The sequence below is a fragment of the Alienimonas sp. DA493 genome (assembly GCF_043951915.1).
Lineage (GTDB): Bacteria > Planctomycetota > Planctomycetia > Planctomycetales > Planctomycetaceae > Alienimonas.
The window spans coordinates 1-19860 of sequence record NZ_JBINJD010000094.1 but is presented as its reverse complement, the minus strand read 5'-3'; the positions used below and the strand labels follow the sequence as shown (position 1 = coordinate 19860).

Below are 19860 nucleotides of genomic sequence, written 5' to 3'. Positions count from 1 at the left end.
GACGGGGCGACGGCGGGGGAGCTACCCGAATCCTGTTCCAAGGGTTCAAGAACGCACCTCCGAACGGAGGGGCGGGTTCTGCCACGGGCCCCGGCGCCGCAGGGGGTAGTGCTCGTCGGCGTGGGCCGGCACCGGCAGGGGGGCGAGGGCCGCGGCCAAGACGGCGGCGAGGGCTTCCCGACCGCCGGGGGCGTCAGGGTCCGGGACCGTCATGTCGGCCAGCAGGCCCGGTGGCAGGTGCGGGCGGACCGTGACCGTGCAGTCGTGCGGGTTGACGGCGGCGACCGTCCAGCGGGGGCCGTCCGGGTCGGTCGGGATCAGGACCACGCCGCGAATCAGCCGGCGGGCCGGGGCGTGCCCGAAGCACTCCGCGAGCCGCAACCGCCGGCCGTCCGGTAGCAGGGCGAGCGTCGGGCCGATGCTCGCACGAAAAGCGAGGCCCGCAATGTGGAGCAGGTGCAGGGGGCGGGGGCCTTCAGGCCCGACGACGGGGCGGGCGTGTTGGTTGATCTTCGCTCCCCGATCCTGCTCCCGGGGGTCCATCGGCGGGAGCAGCTTCACCGGCTCCGGCGGGGCGGCGGCGGCGACCATCGCGAGCATCCCGGCCTTCACCGGCTCCGGCAGCGTCGGCCACGCGGCGACGATCCGGGCGAGATCGGGGCCGATTGCGTCGGATTTTGCGTCGCCGCCCGTTCGGCAATCGCCGTTCGCCCTACGTTTCTCGGGGTTTGCGTCGCCACGTTCTGCCCCTAGTGGGGGCATTCGCTTCGCCAGGCCGATTGGCGGAGCGGTGGGGGGCGGGACGGCGGGGCGTTCGCCTCGATTGTGTCTGTTTCGTTCTGCCGGTCTTGTTCTGCCGGCGCTGTGGGAAGTTGCGGTCCGATATCCGTCCGCCGGTTGTTTTTGGCGTGAGGGCGGAGGACGACGACCGGTGAGGTTCGTCGCGGGCCGTTGGTGCGGAAGGGCCCCGCAGTTTTGGCGAACGCAACGCTCGTGAATCGGGCTGGCGTCTACGGTTGATTTCTTGAGAGGTGCTCGTGGCGGAGGTGGTTGTTTGCGGCGGACGCATCGGTAGTCTTGGATTCTTGTGGGGCCGGAGGCGGGGGCCGCTCCGGCCGTTTGGATTTCCTCTTAGGCCGCTCTTGCCATGATTCGGGCCCGCACGCGTTTCGCCGCTGCCGTCTGCGCAGGGCTGCTCGCCGTCGGGCTTCCCGCGGCCGCGGGGGCGGCGGAGCGGGAGGCGCGGCGGTCGGGGAATTGGTCCGATCCAAGCATCTGGGCCGACGGGGCGGCGCCGGGCGAGGGAGACGACGTGGCGATCGGCGACGGGATCGCCGTCACGTTCGATCTCCCCGCCAGCCCTCCGCTCGGCAGGGTCGAGGTCGACGGCGAACTGACGTTCGACGCCGACACGACCGCCGAGCTACGACTCCGCGGAAACCTGCTGCTGTACGGCCGGCTCGCCCTGCGGCCCGCCTCCGCGGCGGTGCGGCACACGGTGACCTTCCTGGACGTGGACGAATCCGGATTCGTCGGCGGCGGGATGTCGCCGGTGGCGAGCGACGTCGGGCTGTGGGTGATGGGCGAGGGCCGGCTGGACGCCGTCGGCGCCGACCGCACCCCCTGGACCCGGCTCCGGGGCGCCGCCGAGGCCGGAGCGACCGTGCTGGAAGTCGAAGACGCCGCCGGGTGGCGGGTCGGCGATCGCCTCGTGCTCACCCCGACGCAGTCCCCCGCCGCCGGCGCCGCCTGCTGGACCGGGTACGACGACGTCCGGGTCGAGCGGATCGACGGCAACGCCGTCACCCTCAGCGAACCGTTGACGCACCCCCACCCGCAGGTCAACGGGGCGTGGACGGCCGAGGCCCTGAACCTCACCCGCAACATTGTGCTGCGGGGGACGGCGGAGGGTCGGGCCCACACGCTGTTCATGACCGACGCCCCGCAGACGCTCCGCAACGTCGCGTTCGAGCAGATGGGGCCGCGGACGCCGCCGGACGCGCGCGGCGTCACCCACAGCGTGCTCGGCCGGTATCCGGTGCACTTTCACCACTGCGGGGACGGGTCGCGGGGCACGCTGGTCGAGAACGTAGTCGTCCACGAGAGCGGCAACCGAGCCTTCGTGCCGCACGCCAGCCACGGCGTGACCCTGCGGGGCTGCGTGAGCCACGACGTCTGGGAGGACGCCTACTGGTGGGATCCGGGCCCGGGGAACGAATCGCACGACGGCCGCTGGGAGCGGTGCGTCGCCTCCTTCCTCCGGGCCGACCCGGCCTTCCGCGGCTATCGCCTGACCGGGTTCAACCTGCGGCACGGGGAGCGGAACGCGATCGTCGATTGCGTCGCCGTCGGCGTGCGGGGCAACAACGACGCCAGCGGTTTCCTCTGGCCGGAGAAGTCCGGTTCCGTGTGGGAGTTCACGAACTGCGTCGCCCACAACAACAAGCAGGACGGGCTATTCGTCTGGCAGAACAACGCGGAGCGGCACCGCGTCGGGCCGTTCCTCTCCTACCACAACGCCGACAACGGCCTGGAGCACGGCGCCTACAGCAACTCCTACGAATACCGCGACTCCGTCCTGCACGGAAACGGTCGGGCCGGGGTGCAGGTGCACGCGGTCTCCGGCTCCTCGAAGCAACTGCGGTTCGAGCGGCTGCGGATTGAGGGGGCGGGCGTGACCCGCTACGGGCTGGAGTTCGTCAAGCACCAGCCGCCGCCGGGCCAGCCGACCTGGGTAGAGGAATGCACGGTCGACGGCGTGACGGACGTCGCCGTCGCCTTCACCTACGACGGTCCCGCGGCGAAGGCGAAGCGGGACTGGGTGGACTTCGTGCACTGCCGGTTCCCGGACGACGTGCCCCAGTTCCGGCTGAACGAGAACCTGCACCCGGACACGCTGCTCACTGTCGAACCGGCCGACGGCCCGGCGTTCCAACTGCATCGGCCGAACGGAGACTTCGGCGAGCCCGTCGCGGAGTGGAACGCCCGCCGGTCCGCCTTGCCGAGACCGGACACGCCGACGCCGGCCGCGACGGCGGTCCCGTCGATTGGGGAGGCCTTCGACGCACCCGCCGAGGCCGGCTGGGGCGACGGGTGGACGGTGGTGGAACTCGGCGGGGCGAGGCCGCAGGTCTCCGTGGAGGAGGGGCGGGGGCTGGTGCGGTCGGCGGGGGAGGGGGGCGTCGTGCTGCTCTCGCCCACGCCGGAGACGGCCGCCGACGTGGAGCAGGCGGTCACCTTTCAGATCAGCATGAACGTGCCGCGGGTCGGCCTGATCGCCCGCTGGAACGGCGACGCCGACAGCTGTTGCGGCGTACGAGTCGGCACGGGCGATCGGCGGACGCTCGAAGCGTTCCGCCGCATCGGCGGCGCGACGAAGGTCGTTAAGCGGGCGGACAATCCTGTCGTCGTCGAGGCGAAGACGGACTATCGGCTGCGCCTGATCGCCCGGGAGGTCGACCATGGCGTCGTCCTGCAGGCCAAGCTGTGGCCGGCGGACGCGGCGGAGCCGGCCGAATGGACGCTGGAGACGGACGCGCTCCACAACCGCGACCTGCGGGGCGCCGCCGGACAATTCGGCGTGCTCGTGGAGCAGGGCGGCAACTCCAGCCGCGTCGTCCGCTGCGACGACTACGTCGCCGGCGCCCCCTGAACCGATCGGCCTGCGACCCGCCCGCGGATCAGGCGGCGTGCCGGAACGGCAGCAGGATCGGCTCGGCGCCGGTCCTGCCCGTCTTCGCCGGGCCGGCGGGGCGGATCAAGCCGTTCTTCCGCAGGCAGCGGATCGTCGCCTCCCACACGGCGGCGACCTGCACGTCCTCCAGGCAGGCGCAACGCCCGGCGCCGGCGATCGGGCACTGCTTCTTGTAGCTGCCGGCGCAGGCGACGGCGGTCTGCACGAGTTCGTGCCGCGGTCCCGGCGGGCCGCTGCGAATCGGATCGGTACAGGTGAAAATGCCGACCACCGGCGTGCCGACCGCCGCGGCGAGGTGCATCGGGCCGGTGTCGTTGGAGACGGCCAGATCGCAGCCCGCGAGCACGGCGGCGAGCTGCCGCAACGTCGTCCCGCCGGCGAGGTTGATCGCCCCGCAGCCGGGGGCCAGCCGCAGGAGCGTCCGCATCACCTCGCCGCAGAGATCGACCTCGTCCGGCGCCCCCACGACCACCGGCAGGGCGCCGGTCTTGCGGAAGGCCGTCACCGCCAGCCGGGCGAACTTCTCCGGCGGCCAGCGCTTCGTCACCCACTTGGCGCCGGGCACGAGAGCCATCTTCAGCCGTCCCGCCGGCAGCACGCTGGCGGCGAAGGCGGCGTCCGACCGGGAGACGGCGATCGGCGTCGAGCGGTCCTGCTCGCCCAGCCCCAACTCCTCCGCGACCCGCCAGTAGCGGGCGTGGGCCGGCATCCGGCGGCCGCTGTCCGGGATCGTGCGGTGCACCGCCAGCGAGGCCCCCTCCCGGGCGCTCTCCAGCCCGATCCGCACCGGCGCCCCGGTCGCGGCGGTCATCAGCCCGGTCCGGGCCAGGCCCTGCAGGTCGAAGACGAGGTCGAACCGGGCGACCCGCAGTTCGCCCAGCAGCCGCCGCCAGTCCCGCCAGCCGCCGCGACGCTCGAACCGGATTACCCGGTCCACCAGCGGGTGCGGGTGGACGAGGTCCGACAGCCCGGAGGCGATCACCCAGGTGATCTCCGCCCGCGGAAAGCGGCGGCGGAGCACGCGCAACAGGGGCATCGCCTGCACGACGTCCCCCAGCGCGCTGGGTTTGATCACGCAGACCCGCGCGGCGGCGACGCGGGCGAGACGGGACACGGACGGACTCGGGGCGGGGGACTCGGGGGAGGGCGGCGGGGCGGCGTCGGTCATTCGGCGTCGGCGTACACGCGAACCGGTTCGGAACGCAGCGCCGGCTCCGGCAGGTGGTCGGCGGAGACGATCAGTTCGATCGCCCCCCCGCCCGCGGCGGCGCCCTCGACCAGCACCTCGGCGGTGATCGTCTCGCCGGGGGCCAGCGGTTTCGTCGGCGTCAGCCGGACGCCGCGGTCGGTGGCCTCCGCCTCCAACCCCTGCCCATCGTACAGCAGAGCCCGCATCGAGGGAGGCAGGTTCATGTCGGCGAACAGCCCGCTGGCGGCGTCGGTGCCGGTGTTTTTGAGGGTGACCAGCACGGCGACCCGCTCCCCGACCGCGAGCGGCCCGTTCAGGCCCTCAATCCGCGGGGCGACTGCCGTGTAGCCGCGGACCTCCGTCGCGGAGGCCAGTTCCGCCTCGGTGCGGCCGCCGGTTCGCAGAGCGACGACGCTGTCCAGCTGGCCCTCGGCCTCCGCTTCCAGGGTGACGCCCAGCGTAGTGGAGCGGCCCGGCGGCAGGCTGGGCACCTCCCAGGAGACGGTGCGGGCGGCGGCGTCGAACCGGCCGCCGGCGGTCGCGGAGGCGAACTTCATGCCGGTCGGCACCGTCTCGACCACTGTCACCGGGGGGGCGGGGGCGTCGGAGACGTTCGTCACCACGTTCCTGTACTCCCCGGTCCGCCCGAGGAAGCGGGTGCGGGGGCCGTTGCGGGTGAGCGTGAGCTGTCGGCGGCCCACCTCGACGGCGGCGACCGTCGCCGCGGGGGCGGCGCCGGAGCCGGTCAGTTCGCATTGAAAGTCGACCGGGCCGGGGGCGTCCGCGGCGACGGTCAGCGTGACCTCCCGCGTCTGCCCGGCCTTCAACAGGCCGAGGTCGTAGACCAGGTCGCGCTCCCCGCTGGCGTGGGAGACGCCCGGCGGCAGCACCGTGCGGACGGCGGCCGCGGCGGCGTCCGCGGTGCCGACGTTCGAGACCGTGATCCGCAGGTCGAACGGCCGCCCGGCCCGCACCGGACCGGCGGGGGCGGCGGCGACGCTCAACCGCGGGGCCAGCACGGCGGTGCGGGCGGCCGCGGTCAGGTCGCACCGCACCGCCGTCACGCTGCCGACGGTGCCGGCGACGGTGGGGATCACCTTCACGTTCAGCGACCGCTCGCCGCCGGGCGGCAGGTCGCCCAGCGTCCAGCGGAGGGTCTGCCCGAGCAGGTCCGCCTGCGGGTCGGTGCCCTCCAGCGTCACGCCGGCGGGGACCGGTTCCTCCACGGAGACCGCCCGGGCCGGCGTCTCGCCGACGTTCTGCACGACGATCGTGTAGACGAACGATTCGCCCGGCCGGGCCTCCGGCGGGGCGTCCTTCCGCACGCGGAGCTGCACTGCCGCGTCGGCGGGGCGGCGGTCGTCGAACTCCAGCCGATCCGACGACGGCATCGGCGCCGGCGTGGCGGCGACCGGCGCCGGCTCGGCGGAGGCGGCCTCGGCCGGCGGGGGCGTGGGCCCCGCGGCGGCGGGCGGATCGACCCAAGCGTCGAAATCGAAGTCGACCGCGGCCGGCTGCCCGGCGGGTTCGCTGAACGGATCGCCGGCGGGCGGCTTCGAGGTCACGTCGATGCGGCGGGCGTTCGGAGCGGCGGCGGGCGCCGCCGGTTCGGTCCGCGGCGGGGCGGGCTCGGCCTCCGCCGGCGGTTCCTCCCACAGTTCGTCCCCGAAGGCCGACTCGGCGGCGGCGGCGGGGGGCTCGGCGGGCGGCGGCGACGCGGGGGCCGGGGCGCTTTCGAACCAACCGGGGTCGAGCGTCGCGGCCTCCGGACTGCCGCCGAGATCCTCGCCGAAGTCGTCGGCGCCGTCCGCGAAGGGATCCTCGGCGGCGGCCGGTTGCGGGGCGGCGGCGGCGGCGAGGGAGCCCTCGACCGCGGCGTTCGCCTGGAACAGGGCGAACGCCCCGCCCACCAGCGCCGTGGTCATGCCGCCCGCTTTGAGGATTGCCGCGCCCATGGTGTCGTCGTGCCTGCCGGCCGGACCGAGGAAAAGTGCTCCGCGCCCGCAATAGCATCCCCGCGGCGTCGGGGGGAACCCGGCTTCCGCGGGCGGTCCCGGAACGGGAAGGCTGCGGCGGTCACTCGGAGGGCGGCTCGGTGTGGAGTTCGCTCCACCGCAGGCCGCGGTCCACCGGTTCGATTCGCAGCACGACCCGGCCGTTCTGGAACACGCGGACGGTGCCGGTGGACTCGCTGACGGCGACGAGGATCGCGTCCGTCACCTTGGACATCGCCGCCGCCGCCCAGTGCCGGGAGCCGAGCCCCTTCGAAAGCGTCAGCCCCTCCGCCGGGGCGTTCAGGTTCCGGCCGGCGCCGTGCATCAGGCCGTCGCAGCCGACGACGAAGGCCCCGTCCATCTGGGCGATCTCTTTGATCGACTCCTGCACGCGGGGGTTGCGGATCATCCGGTCCTTCCGTGAATAGCCGCGGAAGGGATCGTGGACCTGCTCGTGACTGAGCGCCATCACCCGTTCGTGGTCGCCGACGGCGAACAGAGCGCCCACCTTCTTCCCCTCGCGGCCCTCGTGGCCGATCTCCACGGCCAGATCGACCACCTGCCGCAGGGTTTCCAGCGGGACCTGCGTGTCCAGCCGCCGCAGGTCGCGGGAGGTGAGGCGGGACAGGTGATCGGCGAGGCTGACGACCGACAGCGAATCGACGCCGTGCTTTTCGAACAGCGAATACAGGCAGACGACGGTGTCCCCGCTGGCGAGCAGGTCGTCGGCGATCGCCTCCAAAAGGGCCTGCGAGAGCTGCGTCTGCCGGGTCTGAGGCTCGTGTTGCAGGGCCACGACCGGCAGTTCCGCGTCCCGGGCGGCCTTTTGGACGACCGGCCGGTCCGACGCGATGATCAACCGGGTCCGCTTGAGCAGATCGGTCCACGCCCCGAAGTCCGGCGCGGTGTCGATGAGCGCCAGCACGGGGGCGCTGCCGGCGTCCAACGCCGCCCGCTTCGCCGCCTTCAGTAAGCTGAGATCGCGATCCTGCGAGGAAACCGGGGGCATCGAGCGGGCGGACGGGCGGCGCGGCGGGCGGAGCCCCAGTCTACGTCGCCCCGGGCCCGCTGCAAGCGGCGTGCCGACAGAGCGTTACGCCCATGATTACCGAATCTCGGCGACGTCCGACGAGGCGGTGCGGGCGGGGGCGAGCGTTTCCGTCGGGCCGCTTTCGACCAGCCTCTGCACGTGCGAGCTTTTCAGCTTGAGCAGCCCGCCGGGGCCGCGGAAGCCGACGATCTCGGCGTCCACATCGGCCCGCAGCATCAGAATGCGGCCCTTTTCGACGTCGAACTCCACCACGCCGGAGGGGCACTTCATCGCCAGTTGCTCTTGGAAGACCGGGTCTGTCGGCGGGGGCAGGGGGGTGATCGTCACCGCAATCGTGGCGACGCCGTCCTCGACCTTCTCCAGCGTCGAGCGCCGCCGCAGCTTCCACGGCTTGAGCAGCTTGCCCTCCTGCACCCGCACGGTCAGCGATTCGTCCCAGACGGCGCCCACGGCCACCGGCTCGGCCGGCAGGCTGGGGAACAGGTCGCGGTAGCCTTCGGTGACCTTCTTCGAGTCGACCTGCTCCATGCCGGGCAGCAGGCTGACGGCGTGGGTGACCTCGCCCAATTCGGAGACCGTCAGCTCGCCGAGCGGGGCTTTCGCGACCTGATCGACGGCCTGATAGCCGTCGGCGACCGGTTCGTCCTTTTCGCTGTCGTAGGTGGTGGGCGGCTGGGCGTCGAACTGAGCGGAGAGCTTCACCTTTTCGCTGTGCACCCGGAGAACGCCGGCGGTCCCCTCCGGGGCGTCGGCGGGCAGGGGGAGCACGTCAATCCGTTGCACCGTGCTGCCAGAGTTCTGCACGATCTGAGCCGTGCCCTGCAGCAGGCTGTCGATCGTGGCGGAGGTGGCGATCTCGTGCCGCAGGCTCGTGCCGGGCTCGAACTTGTAGCGGAGCAGGTGCGTCTCTCCGCCAGCCGGGTCCGCGAGCGGGACGAGGGAGAGGGCGGCGAGCAGCAGCGGGGTCACGGCGGGAAGCTCCGGGCGCGAGGGAACGGCCCGGGGGGCGTAGCAGTTCCCCGAAAGCAGGGGAAGGGGAAAGGGAGTCGGTTGAAGGTTGCAGGTGACACGTGGTGGGCGAGTGAACGCCGCCGCCTCGCGTCCTTCCACCTTCAACCTGCTCCCTTCAACCCCCTATCGCCGATAGCGAGGCTGGCCGCCCCAGCCGAGCTTGTTGTGCAGGGCGGCGTAGAAGTTCGCCCCCGGCAGTTTGACCAGCGGGCAGGCGACCTCCGCGGCGGAGAGTTCCAGCACGTCGCCGCAGGACATCGGCAGCCGCGTGCGGCCGTCGACGGTGGCCGTCGCCCCGTCGCAGTCGTTCTGCAGGGCGAGGGTGTAGACGGCGTCCGCCACGTCCACCAGCGGGCGGACGGTGAGGGTGTGCGGACAGATCGGCGTGACGACGAAGGCCCGTAGGTCCTGCCGCAGGATCGGCCCGCCGGCGGAGAGGTTGTGGGCCGTGCTGCCGACCGGGGTGCTGACGATCAGCCCGTCGCCGTTGTAGGTGGTGACGGGAACGCCGCCGATCTCCAGCCGGACCTCGATCATGTGCAGCGTCCGGCTGCTAACGGCCAGTTCGTTCAGCCCGAGGAAGCCCTCCTCCCCGCCGGCGCCGGTTTCGTCGTGGACGTACTCCCCGTTGCGACGCAGCCGCACGCGGAACATCAGGTGCTCGCGGATTTCGTAGGCACGGTGGGACAGGTCCTCGAAGCGGTCGAAGAACTCCTGCGGGGACAGGTCGGCGAGAAATCCCAGCCGGCCGAGGTTCACGCCCAACAGCGGGACCTGCCGGGTGCCGAACATGTGCGAGGCCCGCAGCATCGCCCCGTCGCCGCCCAGCACGACGGCCATCTCCGTGCCGGGCGGGGCTTCGTCGAGGTCCTCGTCCAGGGCGGCGGCGAGCAGTTCGACGTCCTCGCGGCTCTCCAGAAAGTCCCGGACCTCCCGCCAGGCAGACCGCACGCGATCGCTGCCGTCGCGGGCCAGAACGACCAGCCGGAGGGGGTCGGCGTGGGGCACGGGCCGGGGCGGAGAGACGAACGGAGCGGACGGAGGAGGCGGCGGATTGTGGACCGCCGCGGGGCAAGCCTCAAGAATGCCTCGCCGAAACGGCTCCCCCGCCGCCCTCCCGTCGGACGCTCACCCTGAATTTTCTCGCCCACGCCGTGCCCCTGCTCGGGGAGGGGGACGCCCTCCAACCGCTGCGGGTCTTGGGAACCGGCGTGCCGGACCTGCTGAGCGTCGCCGACCGTTCCGTCCGGCTGCGGGAACGCCTGCTGGTGTTCGACGCCGACCCCCGCCTGACCGCCTTCTGCGAGGGCGTCCGCCGGCACCTCCACGACGACGGCTGGTTTCACTCCACCCGGGCCTTCGCGGAGGTGACGGCCCAATTGGGCGTCACGCTGCGGGAGACGTTCGGCCCCGGCGACGGGTTCCGCAGCGGATTCCTCGGCCACATCGGCGCCGAGATGCTGCTGGACGACGTGCTCCGCGAGCGGGCGGCCGGTTGCCTGCCGCGGTATTACGAGGCGATGAACGCCGTCGACCCGGAGGAGGCGGAGGCGCTGGTGAACCGGCTGCACCCCCGCGGGACCGACCGGCTGGCGAAGATCGTCCGCGGGTTCTGCGACAGCCGGTTTCTTGAGGACTACGCCGATTCGGCCCGGCTGCTGTTTCGCATGAATCAGGTCTGCCGCCGCGTCGGCCTGACCCCGCTGCCGGACGCGGCGGTCACGGTACTGGCGGAGGCCCGCACGACGGTGGATCGGCGGCGGTTCGAACTCCTCCCGCCGGACCGCTACGCTTGGCCGCCCGCAGCGCTGCCGCGCTGAGGCGACCTCCCGACGCTGCGTTCCCCCGACGAATGCGCGCCCGCCGTTCCCCGCCGCTCGCCCCCTGATGAAATACGGTCTGAACCTGCTCCTTTGGACGCCGGAGGTGACCGCCGACCACGCCCCCCTGCTGGCCGACGTGAAGCGGTGGGGCTACGACGGCGCCGAGCTGCCGCTGTTCTCCGGCGACGAGGCGACGGGCAAGACCCTGGGCCAGCTCTGCGACGACGCCGGCCTCGCCCGCACCGCCGTGACCGTCTGCACGCCGGAGGCGGACCCGATTTCCCCGGAGAAGACGGTTCGGGCCGCGGCGGTGGATCACCTCAAGACGATCCTCGACTGCTGCGCCGCGGCGGGCGTGGAAACGCTGTGCGGCCCGATGCATTCGGTCCTCGGCGAGTTCAGCGGCTCCGGCCGAACCGAGGAGGAATGGAAGCGGGCCGTGGAGACGCTCTCCGCCGTCGCCGAGCACGCCGAGAGCGTCGGCGTGACCGTCGCCGTGGAGGCGGTGAACCGCTTCGAGTGCTACTTCCTCAACGCGCAGACGGACGTCGCCGACTTCGCCGCCGCCGTGGACAAGCCGGCCCTCGGCTGCATGTACGACACGTTCCACGCGAACATCGAGGAGAAGGACCCCGCCGCCGCCCTCCGCCACGTCGCCGGCCAGTTGCGGCATGTGCACATCTCCGAGAACGACCGCAGCACCCCCGGCGAGGGACAGGTGCGCTGGGAAGAAACGTTCGCCGCCCTCAAGGAGATCGGCTACGACGGCTGGCTGGTCATCGAGGCGTTCGGCCTGGCGATGCCGGAGCTGGCGGAGCCCACCAAGATCTGGCGGCGGATGTTCCCCTCCGAGGAGCACCTGGCCGTCAACGGTCTCGCCTTCATGAAGAAGCACGCCGGTTGAGTGGCGGAGGGTCCGCTCTGCGGACCGTCCCCACCCGGCATCCGCCGGCTCTACGCGGCGTCAGCCCTGAGCGGTCCGCACAGCGGACCCTACGATGTTCAAGTCCTCTCGTAACCCACCACGTCCATGTCCGGCCGTCCCCCCGCCCGCGAACTGCCCCCGCCGACGATCCGCACCAAGGACGGTTGGCACTGTCTGCACGCTTACTTCCAGGTGCAGCCCGGCCGGCACGAGATCGACCGCGACCGCCTGCTCGCCGCCCTGAACCCGGAGGCGGAGCACGCCCCCCAGCGGCTGCAAACCTTCGCCGTAACCGGCCACCGGGCGGATCTGGGCGTGATGACGATGGACCCGGACCCGCTGCGATTGGACGCCGTGTTGCAGGAGGTCCGGGCCGCCGCGGGCCAGGCGCTGCGGCCGAGTTATTCGTTCGTCTCGATCAGCGAGGTGAGCGAATACGTGCCGACCGTGGAGCAGTTCGCCGAACGGCTGAAGCGCGAAGGCATGGGCGAGGACAGCCCCGGCTACAAGGCCCGCGTCGCCGGCTACGAGAAGCGGCTGCCGGCAATGAACGTGCAGCGGCTCACGCCGGAGTTCCCGGCGATGCCGGCGCACTGTTTCTACCCGATGAACAAAATCCGCGATCCGCACGCCAACTGGTACACGTTGCCGTTCTCCAAGCGGAGCGAGCTGATGGCGGAGCACGCGACCAGCGGCATCAAGTTCGCCGGGCGGGTTTCGCAGCTCATCACCGCCAGCACCGGCTTCGACGATTGGGAGTGGGGCGTGACGCTATGGGCCCGCTCGCCGGAGGACGTGAAGGAGATCGTCTACACGATGCGATTCGACGCCGCGAGCGCGAATTACGCGGAGTTCGGCCCGTTCTACGTCGGCTACGTGATGCCGGCCGAGGAGTGCCTCAAGCACGTCCGGCTCTGACCGACGGCCGGAGCTGGCGCTCCGGACTTACGGCCATAGCTACTTGATCTGAAAGCCCGTGAGCGCGGCGAGGTCGTCGAGCGCGTCGTCCTCGCTGAAACGGTTGAAGTCCACGTTCGTGTAAACGTACCCGCCGGTCAGCGTGCGGCGGTCCAGTTCGTCGGCGGGGACGTCGGTGACGGGCCAACCGTAAGTTTCCAGTTGAACCGGCAGGTTCCATTCCTGATCGATCAGCACGACGGAGCGGCGGAACTCTCCGCCGGACTCCGGGGTGGCGTACTCCAATTCGTTCCGCCAGACGGGGCGGCCGTCGTGTTCGTGGCCGTCGCTGAGGGTGCAGGTCACGTCGCTGCCGGCGGCGAGTTCCCGGAGGCGGTACCGCAGCAGCGTGGCGGCCAGTTCGCCGATCCCCAGTTTCGTCACCGGGTGGCGGGCCTCCCGCATGGCGAGCGAGCCTTCCGGGTCGAGCCGCAGGGTGCCGGTCAGCCGGCCCTTCCAGCCGCCGGGGTTCACCAGCATCTCGCCGTCGTTGCGGCCGTCCTCGTACAGCAGCGTGCGGCCCCGCTGGCCGGCGACCCAGGCGAGGTGCACGCCGAACGGCTCGTGCCGCAGGGTCATGTCCATCACCTGCGTGTCCAGCAGCACCCCGTCGACGACCTCCCGCTTCTCGAAGGTCGCGGTGTAGGCGGGCGTGTCGCTCAGGCGCTGCAAACCGTCGCGCAGCAGTTCGACGCTGCGGCGGAGCGCTCGCGTGGACGGGGACTCGTTGCGGGAGAACAGCCGCGGGTTCGCCTCCGCCGACGCCACCCGCAGCAGTTCCTCCGTGGACGCCGGCGCCGCGGCGGCCTCGGGGGCCGCCGCCCCGTTATTGGGCGCCGCGGGGGCCTCCGGCACGGCCCCGGAGACGAGCGACCAGACCCCGCAGATTAGCAGGGACGAACCGAGCACGGGGAGGGGGCGGAGCATAAACGGCTCGGTCGGGGAGACGGCTGAGCGGAGTGCGACAGAGAGCCGCGGGCCGCCCCACAGCATCGACCCCGCCGCCGCTCGCGTCCAGAAGTCGCGGTTCGCCCCGCATCACCTTCAGAATCCCCCGGACCCGGCGACCCGCACAATCAGTCGCCCGTCGCCCCGGGAACCTCCGTTGCAGCTTCCTCCTTCGGCGGCTGCGGGGCCGTCGGCTTCGTCCCGTCGGCGGCGGCGGGCTCGGGCCGCTGCTCGAAGGTGATGATCACCGGCGTGCCGATCGGCGGGATACGCTCGGTCGCGGCTTCGTACAGCACGTTCTCCCCCTCGGCGCTGCTGCGTTCGGCGATATCGATCGTCGCGGCCGGGAAGTTCGCCACGCAAACCACTTCGCCGCCCTCCGCGGCGTAGGTGCGGACCGTCTCCGTCACCTCGCCCTCCGCGTTGTAGGCGACTGGTTTGTCGTACAGAAAGCTGCCGGCGAAGACGAAGTCCGCCGTCAGCGGGCGGGGCTGGCTCTCCTCGTAGAAGGAGCGGATGTGCTCCTGAAATTGGCCGTCGTTGGAGAGGGCGAGGGCCCGGTCGCGCTCCGCCTCGCTCATCCGGCCGTACCAGAGCAGGTCGGTGTTCGGGGCGTCGTAGCGGAGTTCCAGGTCCTCCGGCAGGGAGACGCCGGGCGGCAGGGCGGCGAGGTCCCGTTCGTACCACTTATCCGTGCTGGTCCGCACCCAGTCCCGGGCGTCCACGCGGCGGGCGACGCCCTCGGCGTCCGTCCAATACAGGGTGAGGTTCAGCTTCGGCCCCTTCGGCGGAGCGAACTCCGGGTCGAACGTCACCGGTTCGCCGGGCTGCATTCCGGCCGCCACCAGCGCCGCGTGGAGCGTGCGGGCGTCGCCCTCGTATTTGAGGATCGACTCGTGCTCCTTCGTCTGCGGCAGGCAGAGCAACATCTCCAGCGGACCGGACCGCAGGCAGACTTCGCCCTTGATCACCGCCCGCTTGTTCTCCCGGTCCAGCAGCACGGTGCCCGCCTCGTTCAGCGGAACGGCGCCGTTCAGCAATTCTGCGGCGGCGGGGACCGACGCCGGCGCCGGCGGGGGGGTGATCGCCGCGTCCTCCGGCGGAGCCGGCTGGGCGAGGAGGACGGCGAGCAGCGGCGTGAGCATCGAACTTCCCGAGCGTTCCGGAGGGGGCGGCGGGTCAGTCTACCCGATCCGCTCCGGGGAGAGTGGCTGCAACCACGCGGTCGCCTCGTCGAAGATCGCCGCCCGGTCCGGCTCGAACTCCAGCGTGTGCCGGGCGGCCGGAAAGAGACGGACCGTCGCGTCGGCCGACCCGCAGCGGCCCAGCAGGCGGCGGGTGGCGGGGTTGTCGACGATCTCGTCCTGACCGGCCAGCAGCGTGAGGACGGGCACGGAGAGACGTTCGATCGCCGCGTCCGCCCGCCGATCGAGCTCCAGCGAGGCGGTTGTGAACCGCAGCGTCACGGCATCCAACGCCAGCGGGTCGCGTTCAATGAACCGCACGAACGCCTCGTCGCGGGTGAACAGCCGCGGGTCTTCCAGCGGGATGCGGACCGGCGCCCGTCCGCCGCCCAGCGCCGTGGCCGTCGTCACGAACCACCCCCGCAACCGGCCGACGCGCACCTGGGCCCGGAGTCCGGGCGCGAGCAGCATCACCCCGTCGCACCGCCCGGGCTCCGCGGCGACCGTCGCCGCCAGCTTGCCGCCCCAACTGATTCCGCACAGGACGGCGGGCGTTCGCGGATCGGTCCGGCGGGCCGCGTGCAGGACGTGCCGCACGTCCGTCAGCAGGCGCTCCGCGTGCCGCACGTCGCCCCGAGGTCCGCCGTTCGCCCCGGCGCCGCGACGGTCCGCGAACCAGACGCGCCAACCGGCCTCCGCCCAGCGGCGGCAACTCCACCCGTACCACCCCGAATGACTGCGGACGCCGGGGCAGACCACGATCGCCCCGCGGACCGCCCCCGGCGGGTCGTACCGCCGGCAGAACAGCGGAGCGCCGTCGGAGGCGATCACCCGCAGCACGGCCGATTCCCCCAGCGCCGCCCGCGACGCCCGCACGGCGGGCGGCTCGTCCGGCCATGTCTCCTCGGCGTTCGGGGGGTGGGGGACCGGCAGGGGGAACGGCGGGTTCGGGGCGGCGGGACGATTCGGCTATTCTTTCCCAGCCTAGTTCTCAATCCCGGCGACCGCCGCGAGGAATCGACCGCACCGTGCCACGCGTTCTGTCCGTCATCGCCACCCTCGACGGCAGCGGGGCCGAGAAGCAGTTCGCGCTGCTCAACGCCGGGCTGAAAGCCCGCGGCTGGGACGTGCAGGCCGTCGCCCTCACCCGCGGCGGGCCGTACGCCGCGACGCTCAAGGACGCCGGCGTCCCGCTGACGGTCTTGAACAAGTCGCTGAAGTTCGACCCGCTCTGCCTGACCCGGTTGCGGCGGATCGTGAAGACTTGGAAGCCGGACCTGATCCACAGCTGGATGTTTACCGCGAACGCCTACGCCCGGCTGGCGAGCGCCGGACGGCCGGTGATCGTCGGCGAGCGCTGCGTCGACCGCTGGAAGGGCGGCTGGCAACACGCCGTCGACCGCCGGCTGCTCGGCCGCACGGCGCGCATCGTCGGCAACAGCCGGGCCGTCGTCGATTACGTCGCGGCCCAGGGCGTCCCGGTCGACCGGTTGACGGTCATCCCCAACGGGGTGGAGCCGCTGCCGCCGGACCCGTCCTACCGGGCGGCGCTGCTCGAATCGCTCCACCTCCCGCAGGACGCCCAGCCGGTCGTCTTTGCCGGGCGGTTCGCCCCGCAGAAGCGGCCGGAGGACCTGGTGTGGGCCTTCCAATTGCTCCATCAGGCGAACCCGCACGCCGTGCACCTGCTGATCGGCGACGGCCCGCTCCGGGCCCGGTGCGAGCGTCTGGCGGAACGGTACGACCACGCCCACCGCACCCGGTTCCTCGGCCACCGGACCGACGCCCGCCAGATCATCGCGAACGCCGACGCCCTCTGGCTCGCCAGCGAATACGAGGGGCAGTCCAACACGGTGATGGAGGCGATGAGCGCCGGCGTCGTGCCGATCGTGACGAACATCCCCCCCAACCGGGAACTGGTGACCGAGGGCGAAACCGGCTTTTTGGTGGACGTCGACGACCCGCTGGGCCTCAGCCAATGGGCCGACCGCGTCCTGAGCGACGAGGACCTCCGCCGCCGCGTCGGGGGCGCCGCCCGGGAGCGGATGCGGACGGAATTCTCCGTGGACAACATGATCGACCGCTACGAGTCCCTGTACCGGCAGACGCTGGGCGAAGCGGCGCCGGCCGAAACGGCGGCCGCCTGATGTGCGGAATCGTCGGGGCAATCTGGGAGCCGGACGCGGCTCCGGTCTCCCAGCGGGAACTGCGGGCGATGACCGACGCCCTCGGCCACCGCGGCCCGGACGATGCAGACGTCTGGATCGGCGGAACGCCCTCCGGCGGCGGCGTCGCGTTAGGGCACCGGCGGCTCTCGATCCTCGACCCGACCCCCTGCGGCCGGCAGCCGATGTCCGACCCGGCGACCGGTTGCCGCGTCGCCTTTAACGGGGAGATCTACAACTACCGCGAACTGAGCGATCGATTCGCCGACGGCCGCCCGTACACGTCCGGCTCCGACACGGAAGTGTTGCTGCGGTCCTTCGCCCAGGTCGGGCGAGACTGCGTCGGCCATTTCCGAGGCATGTTCGCCTTCGCCGCCTTCGATCCGCGGGACGGGGCGCTGCTGCTCGCCCGGGACCGGCTCGGGCAGAAGCCGCTGTTCCTCCGCCGCGAACCGGGCCGGCTGCTGTTCGCCAGCGAGTTGAAGGCGCTGTTGCAGGTCGACGGCGCCCCGCGGGAGGTCGACCCGGCGGCGGTCGACCGGTTCCTCGCCTACCAGTACGTGCCCGACCCGCACTGCATCCTGAAGGGGTACGAAAAGCTGCCGCCCGGCCGTCGGCTGCTTTGGCGGGGCGGAGCGGTCGACGTCGATCGCTACTGGCGCCCGCCGTACGCGGGCAACGCCTGCGTCGACGGCGCGTTCCATACGCCGCTGGCGGGCCTGGAGACGGCGGAGGACTGGTTGGAGGAGACCCGCCGCCGCGTCGAGGAGGCCGTGCGGCTGCGGCTTCGCAGCGACGTGCCGCTGGGGGCGTTCCTCTCCGGGGGCGTGGACAGCACGGTCATCTGCGCCGTCGCCCAGAAACTGCTGCGGGAGGCCGGCGCCGGGCCGCTGAAGACCTTCAGCATCGGCTTCGCCGAGAAACGCTATGACGAGTCGGAGCACGCCCGCACCGCGGCGGAGACCCTCGGCACGGAGCACCGCGAGTTCCGCGTCGCCCCGGACGCCCTCGCCGCCCTGCCGCGGCTGGCGTGGCACTACGACGAACCGTTCGGCGACTCCTCCGCGATCCCCACGCTGGCGCTGTCGGAGCACACCCGCGGGCACGTCACCGTCGCCCTCTCCGGCGACGGCGGCGACGAACTGTTCTGCGGCTACGAACGCTACGACGCGGTCCGGCTCGCCGCCCGGCTCGACCGGGCGGCCCCGCTCAAAGCCCTCATTGCCGCCAACATCTGGCAACGCCTGCCGGCCGGGGTGGAGCAGAAGGGCCTGATGCGGCGGGCCAAACGTTTCGCTGCGGAACTCGGCAAGTCGCCGCACGAGCGCTACCTGCGGTGGATCGGCATCTTCGATCGGGAAACGCGGGACGCCCTGTACACGCCGGAGTTTCGCGCCCGCCTGACCGACGACGCTGCGGCCGATCTGCGGACGGCGTTCGCCGAGTGCGGCTGCGACGACGGCTCCGTCGAGGGGCAGGTGCGGGCCGCAACCTGCGCCGACCTGCTCACCTATCTGCCGGGGGACATCCTCGCGAAAGTGGACCGTGCGAGCATGGCCGTCGGGTTGGAGGCCCGCAGTCCGCTGCTGGATCACCGCGTCGCCGAACTCGCCGCGGAGATGCCGCAGGCGTTGAAGGTTCGCGGCGGCCGGGCGAAGTGGCCGCTCAAGGCGGCGGCGTGGTCGGAAGACTTCGCCAGGCTGCCCGCCGGGTTCCTCGATCGCCGCAAAACCGGCTTCGGCGTGCCGCTGGGGCCGTGGTTCCGCGGCGAACTGCGGCCGTTGCTGGACCGTGTACTGCTGAGCGAGCGGACCCTCGCCCGCGGCTGGTTTCGGCCGGAGACGGTGCGGCGGCTGATCGAGGAGCACGCCGCCGCCCGCTGGGATCACTCCGCCCGCCTCTGGTGCCTGCTCATGCTGGAGATCTGGTGCCGTACGTGGCTCGATCCCGCCGCCGTCCCCGCCGCCGCCCCGACGGCGCTGGACGAGTTGCTCTGAGCCCCCCCGAGCTGCCGTCGCCCCCGGTCAGAACAGGGACAGACTCAGCCCGTTGCGGCGCCAGACCGGTTGCGGGGTGCTGCGCGTCCGGCCGAACACCCGCACCTGCTCCGCCCGCCCCCAGACCGGCGGCACGTACGGCAGGGCCGCCTCGCCCTCCGTCCGGAACGACCGCCAGCCGGAGAAGATGTGCTCCCACGCCTCCCGCCGACGGGAGCGGCGGATGTGAATCGGATCGAGTCCGTACCATTCCGCGGGCGGTTCGAGCGGCTTGACGGCCCGGCTCTCCGCGAGCGCCGACAGGCGGTCGTGCAGCTCGTCCGCCCGCCGCCGCATCTCGATCCACGGCAGCGGGTCGCGGCCGGGGAAAAGCAGGCCGCGGACGGTGTGGTACTGCCACGCCGGCAGGGCGGCGGCCCGCCGGCTGGGGGGCAGCGTCAGGGCCACCTCCGCATCGGGGCCGAGCCGGTCGAGGCAGGCGGCGACCCAGCCGACGACCGTCGCCGGCGGGTGGCCGTACAGCAGGTCGTTGCCGACATCCGTCAGGCAGACCAGCGGCGGCGGCCCGGCCGGCCGGTTCGCGTACGCCGTCCACGCCCCGCACCGCAGCAGGCCGGGCAGGCTCCGCCCGAAGGTGACGGTGCGGTCCGCGTAGCTACGGCCGTGCCCCGCGGCGATCAGCACGTTCAACTCCCCCTCCAGACCGCCCCGCAGGCTCCGCAGGATCGGTCGCAGGCCGAGGGAGACGTTGCTCGCCCCCATGATCAGCACGGTGCGAACCGCGGCGTCGGCCGGTCGTTCGCGGGGGGGCGGTGGGGGCATCGGCGTACGGAACCGGCGAACGGCCGGGGGTGCAAGGGCAGCGCCCCGCGGCGCCAGGACGCGCGCTGCGGGTCTAGGCCGTCAGCTTGCGCCGGCGCCG

At 72.3% G+C, this 19860-nt stretch carries 16 protein-coding genes; 6 read left to right on the top strand and 10 right to left on the bottom strand.

All coding sequences use genetic code 11. The features are described 5' to 3' along the window. Positions 1-45: 45 nt before the first annotated feature. A complete protein-coding gene (locus ACG2DA_RS14580; protein WP_395256517.1) occupies positions 46-591 on the bottom strand; it encodes a hypothetical protein in 546 nt (181 codons plus the stop codon). A 556-nt stretch (positions 592-1147) separates the two neighbouring features. On the opposite strand from ACG2DA_RS14580, the gene ACG2DA_RS14575 reads away from it, so the two are divergent. Next, the gene (locus ACG2DA_RS14575; protein WP_395256516.1) at positions 1148-3652 is read left to right on the top strand and encodes a G8 domain-containing protein; all 2505 of its coding nucleotides are present in this window, start codon (positions 1148-1150) and stop codon (positions 3650-3652) included. Between the two features lie 28 nt (positions 3653-3680). Here ACG2DA_RS14575 and ACG2DA_RS14570 read toward each other — a convergent pair whose 3' ends face one another. The 5 genes from ACG2DA_RS14570 to ACG2DA_RS14550 form a co-directional block, all read right to left on the bottom strand. After that, complete coding sequence (locus ACG2DA_RS14570; protein WP_395256515.1) at positions 3681-4808, bottom strand: glycosyltransferase family 9 protein; 1128 nt, start codon at positions 4806-4808, stop codon at positions 3681-3683. Between the two features lie 50 nt (positions 4809-4858). Then, positions 4859-6838: a hypothetical protein gene (locus ACG2DA_RS14565; RefSeq protein ID WP_395256514.1), complete on the bottom strand. Its 1980-nt coding sequence runs from the start codon at positions 6836-6838 to the stop codon at positions 4859-4861. A 121-nt stretch (positions 6839-6959) separates the two neighbouring features. Continuing rightward, entirely contained in the window at positions 6960-7886 is a 927-nt protein-coding gene (locus ACG2DA_RS14560; RefSeq protein ID WP_395256513.1) for a DNA integrity scanning protein DisA nucleotide-binding domain protein, read from the bottom strand. Positions 7887-7982: 96 nt separating this feature from the next. Next, positions 7983-8897, bottom strand: a complete 915-nt coding sequence (locus ACG2DA_RS14555; RefSeq protein WP_395256512.1) for a hypothetical protein — start codon at positions 8895-8897, stop codon at positions 7983-7985. A 165-nt stretch (positions 8898-9062) separates the two neighbouring features. After that, positions 9063-9947, bottom strand: a complete 885-nt coding sequence (locus ACG2DA_RS14550) for an NAD(+)/NADH kinase (protein ID WP_395256511.1) — start codon at positions 9945-9947, stop codon at positions 9063-9065. A gap of 146 nt (positions 9948-10093) precedes the next feature. On the opposite strand from ACG2DA_RS14550, the gene ACG2DA_RS14545 reads away from it, so the two are divergent. The 3 genes from ACG2DA_RS14545 (at position 10094) to hemQ (ending at position 12605) form a co-directional block, all read left to right on the top strand. After that, complete coding sequence (locus ACG2DA_RS14545) at positions 10094-10759, top strand: hypothetical protein (protein WP_395256510.1); 666 nt, start codon at positions 10094-10096, stop codon at positions 10757-10759. A 67-nt stretch (positions 10760-10826) separates the two neighbouring features. Beyond that, the gene (locus tag ACG2DA_RS14540) at positions 10827-11666 is read left to right on the top strand and encodes a sugar phosphate isomerase/epimerase family protein (protein ID WP_395256509.1); all 840 of its coding nucleotides are present in this window, start codon (positions 10827-10829) and stop codon (positions 11664-11666) included. A gap of 126 nt (positions 11667-11792) precedes the next feature. After that, positions 11793-12605: a hydrogen peroxide-dependent heme synthase gene (hemQ, locus tag ACG2DA_RS14535; protein WP_395256508.1), complete on the top strand. Its 813-nt coding sequence runs from the start codon at positions 11793-11795 to the stop codon at positions 12603-12605. Between the two features lie 39 nt (positions 12606-12644). Here hemQ and ACG2DA_RS14530 read toward each other — a convergent pair whose 3' ends face one another. The 3 genes from ACG2DA_RS14530 to ACG2DA_RS14520 all read right to left on the bottom strand — a co-directional run bounded on the left by ACG2DA_RS14530 (position 12645) and on the right by ACG2DA_RS14520 (position 15652). Next, on the bottom strand, positions 12645-13571 hold the full coding sequence (locus ACG2DA_RS14530) for a DUF1571 domain-containing protein (RefSeq protein WP_395256507.1): 927 nt from the start codon (positions 13569-13571) through the stop codon (positions 12645-12647). 149 nt (positions 13572-13720) lie between these two features. After that, on the bottom strand, positions 13721-14737 hold the full coding sequence (locus ACG2DA_RS14525; protein WP_395256506.1) for a YdjY domain-containing protein: 1017 nt from the start codon (positions 14735-14737) through the stop codon (positions 13721-13723). A gap of 39 nt (positions 14738-14776) precedes the next feature. Beyond that, a complete protein-coding gene (locus ACG2DA_RS14520) occupies positions 14777-15652 on the bottom strand; it encodes an alpha/beta fold hydrolase (protein WP_395256505.1) in 876 nt (291 codons plus the stop codon). A gap of 152 nt (positions 15653-15804) precedes the next feature. On the opposite strand from ACG2DA_RS14520, the gene ACG2DA_RS14515 reads away from it, so the two are divergent. Beyond that, positions 15805-16923, top strand: coding sequence for a glycosyltransferase (locus ACG2DA_RS14515; protein ID WP_395256504.1), 1119 nt, complete (start codon positions 15805-15807; stop codon positions 16921-16923). Beyond that, complete coding sequence (gene asnB / locus ACG2DA_RS14510) at positions 16923-18938, top strand: asparagine synthase (glutamine-hydrolyzing) (RefSeq protein WP_395256503.1); 2016 nt, start codon at positions 16923-16925, stop codon at positions 18936-18938. Before ACG2DA_RS14515 ends, asnB begins: the two co-directional genes overlap by 1 nt. Before the next feature lie 27 nt (positions 18939-18965). Here asnB and ACG2DA_RS14505 read toward each other — a convergent pair whose 3' ends face one another. After that, on the bottom strand, positions 18966-19760 hold the full coding sequence (locus ACG2DA_RS14505) for a hypothetical protein (protein ID WP_395256502.1): 795 nt from the start codon (positions 19758-19760) through the stop codon (positions 18966-18968). Positions 19761-19860: the final 100 nt, after the last annotated feature.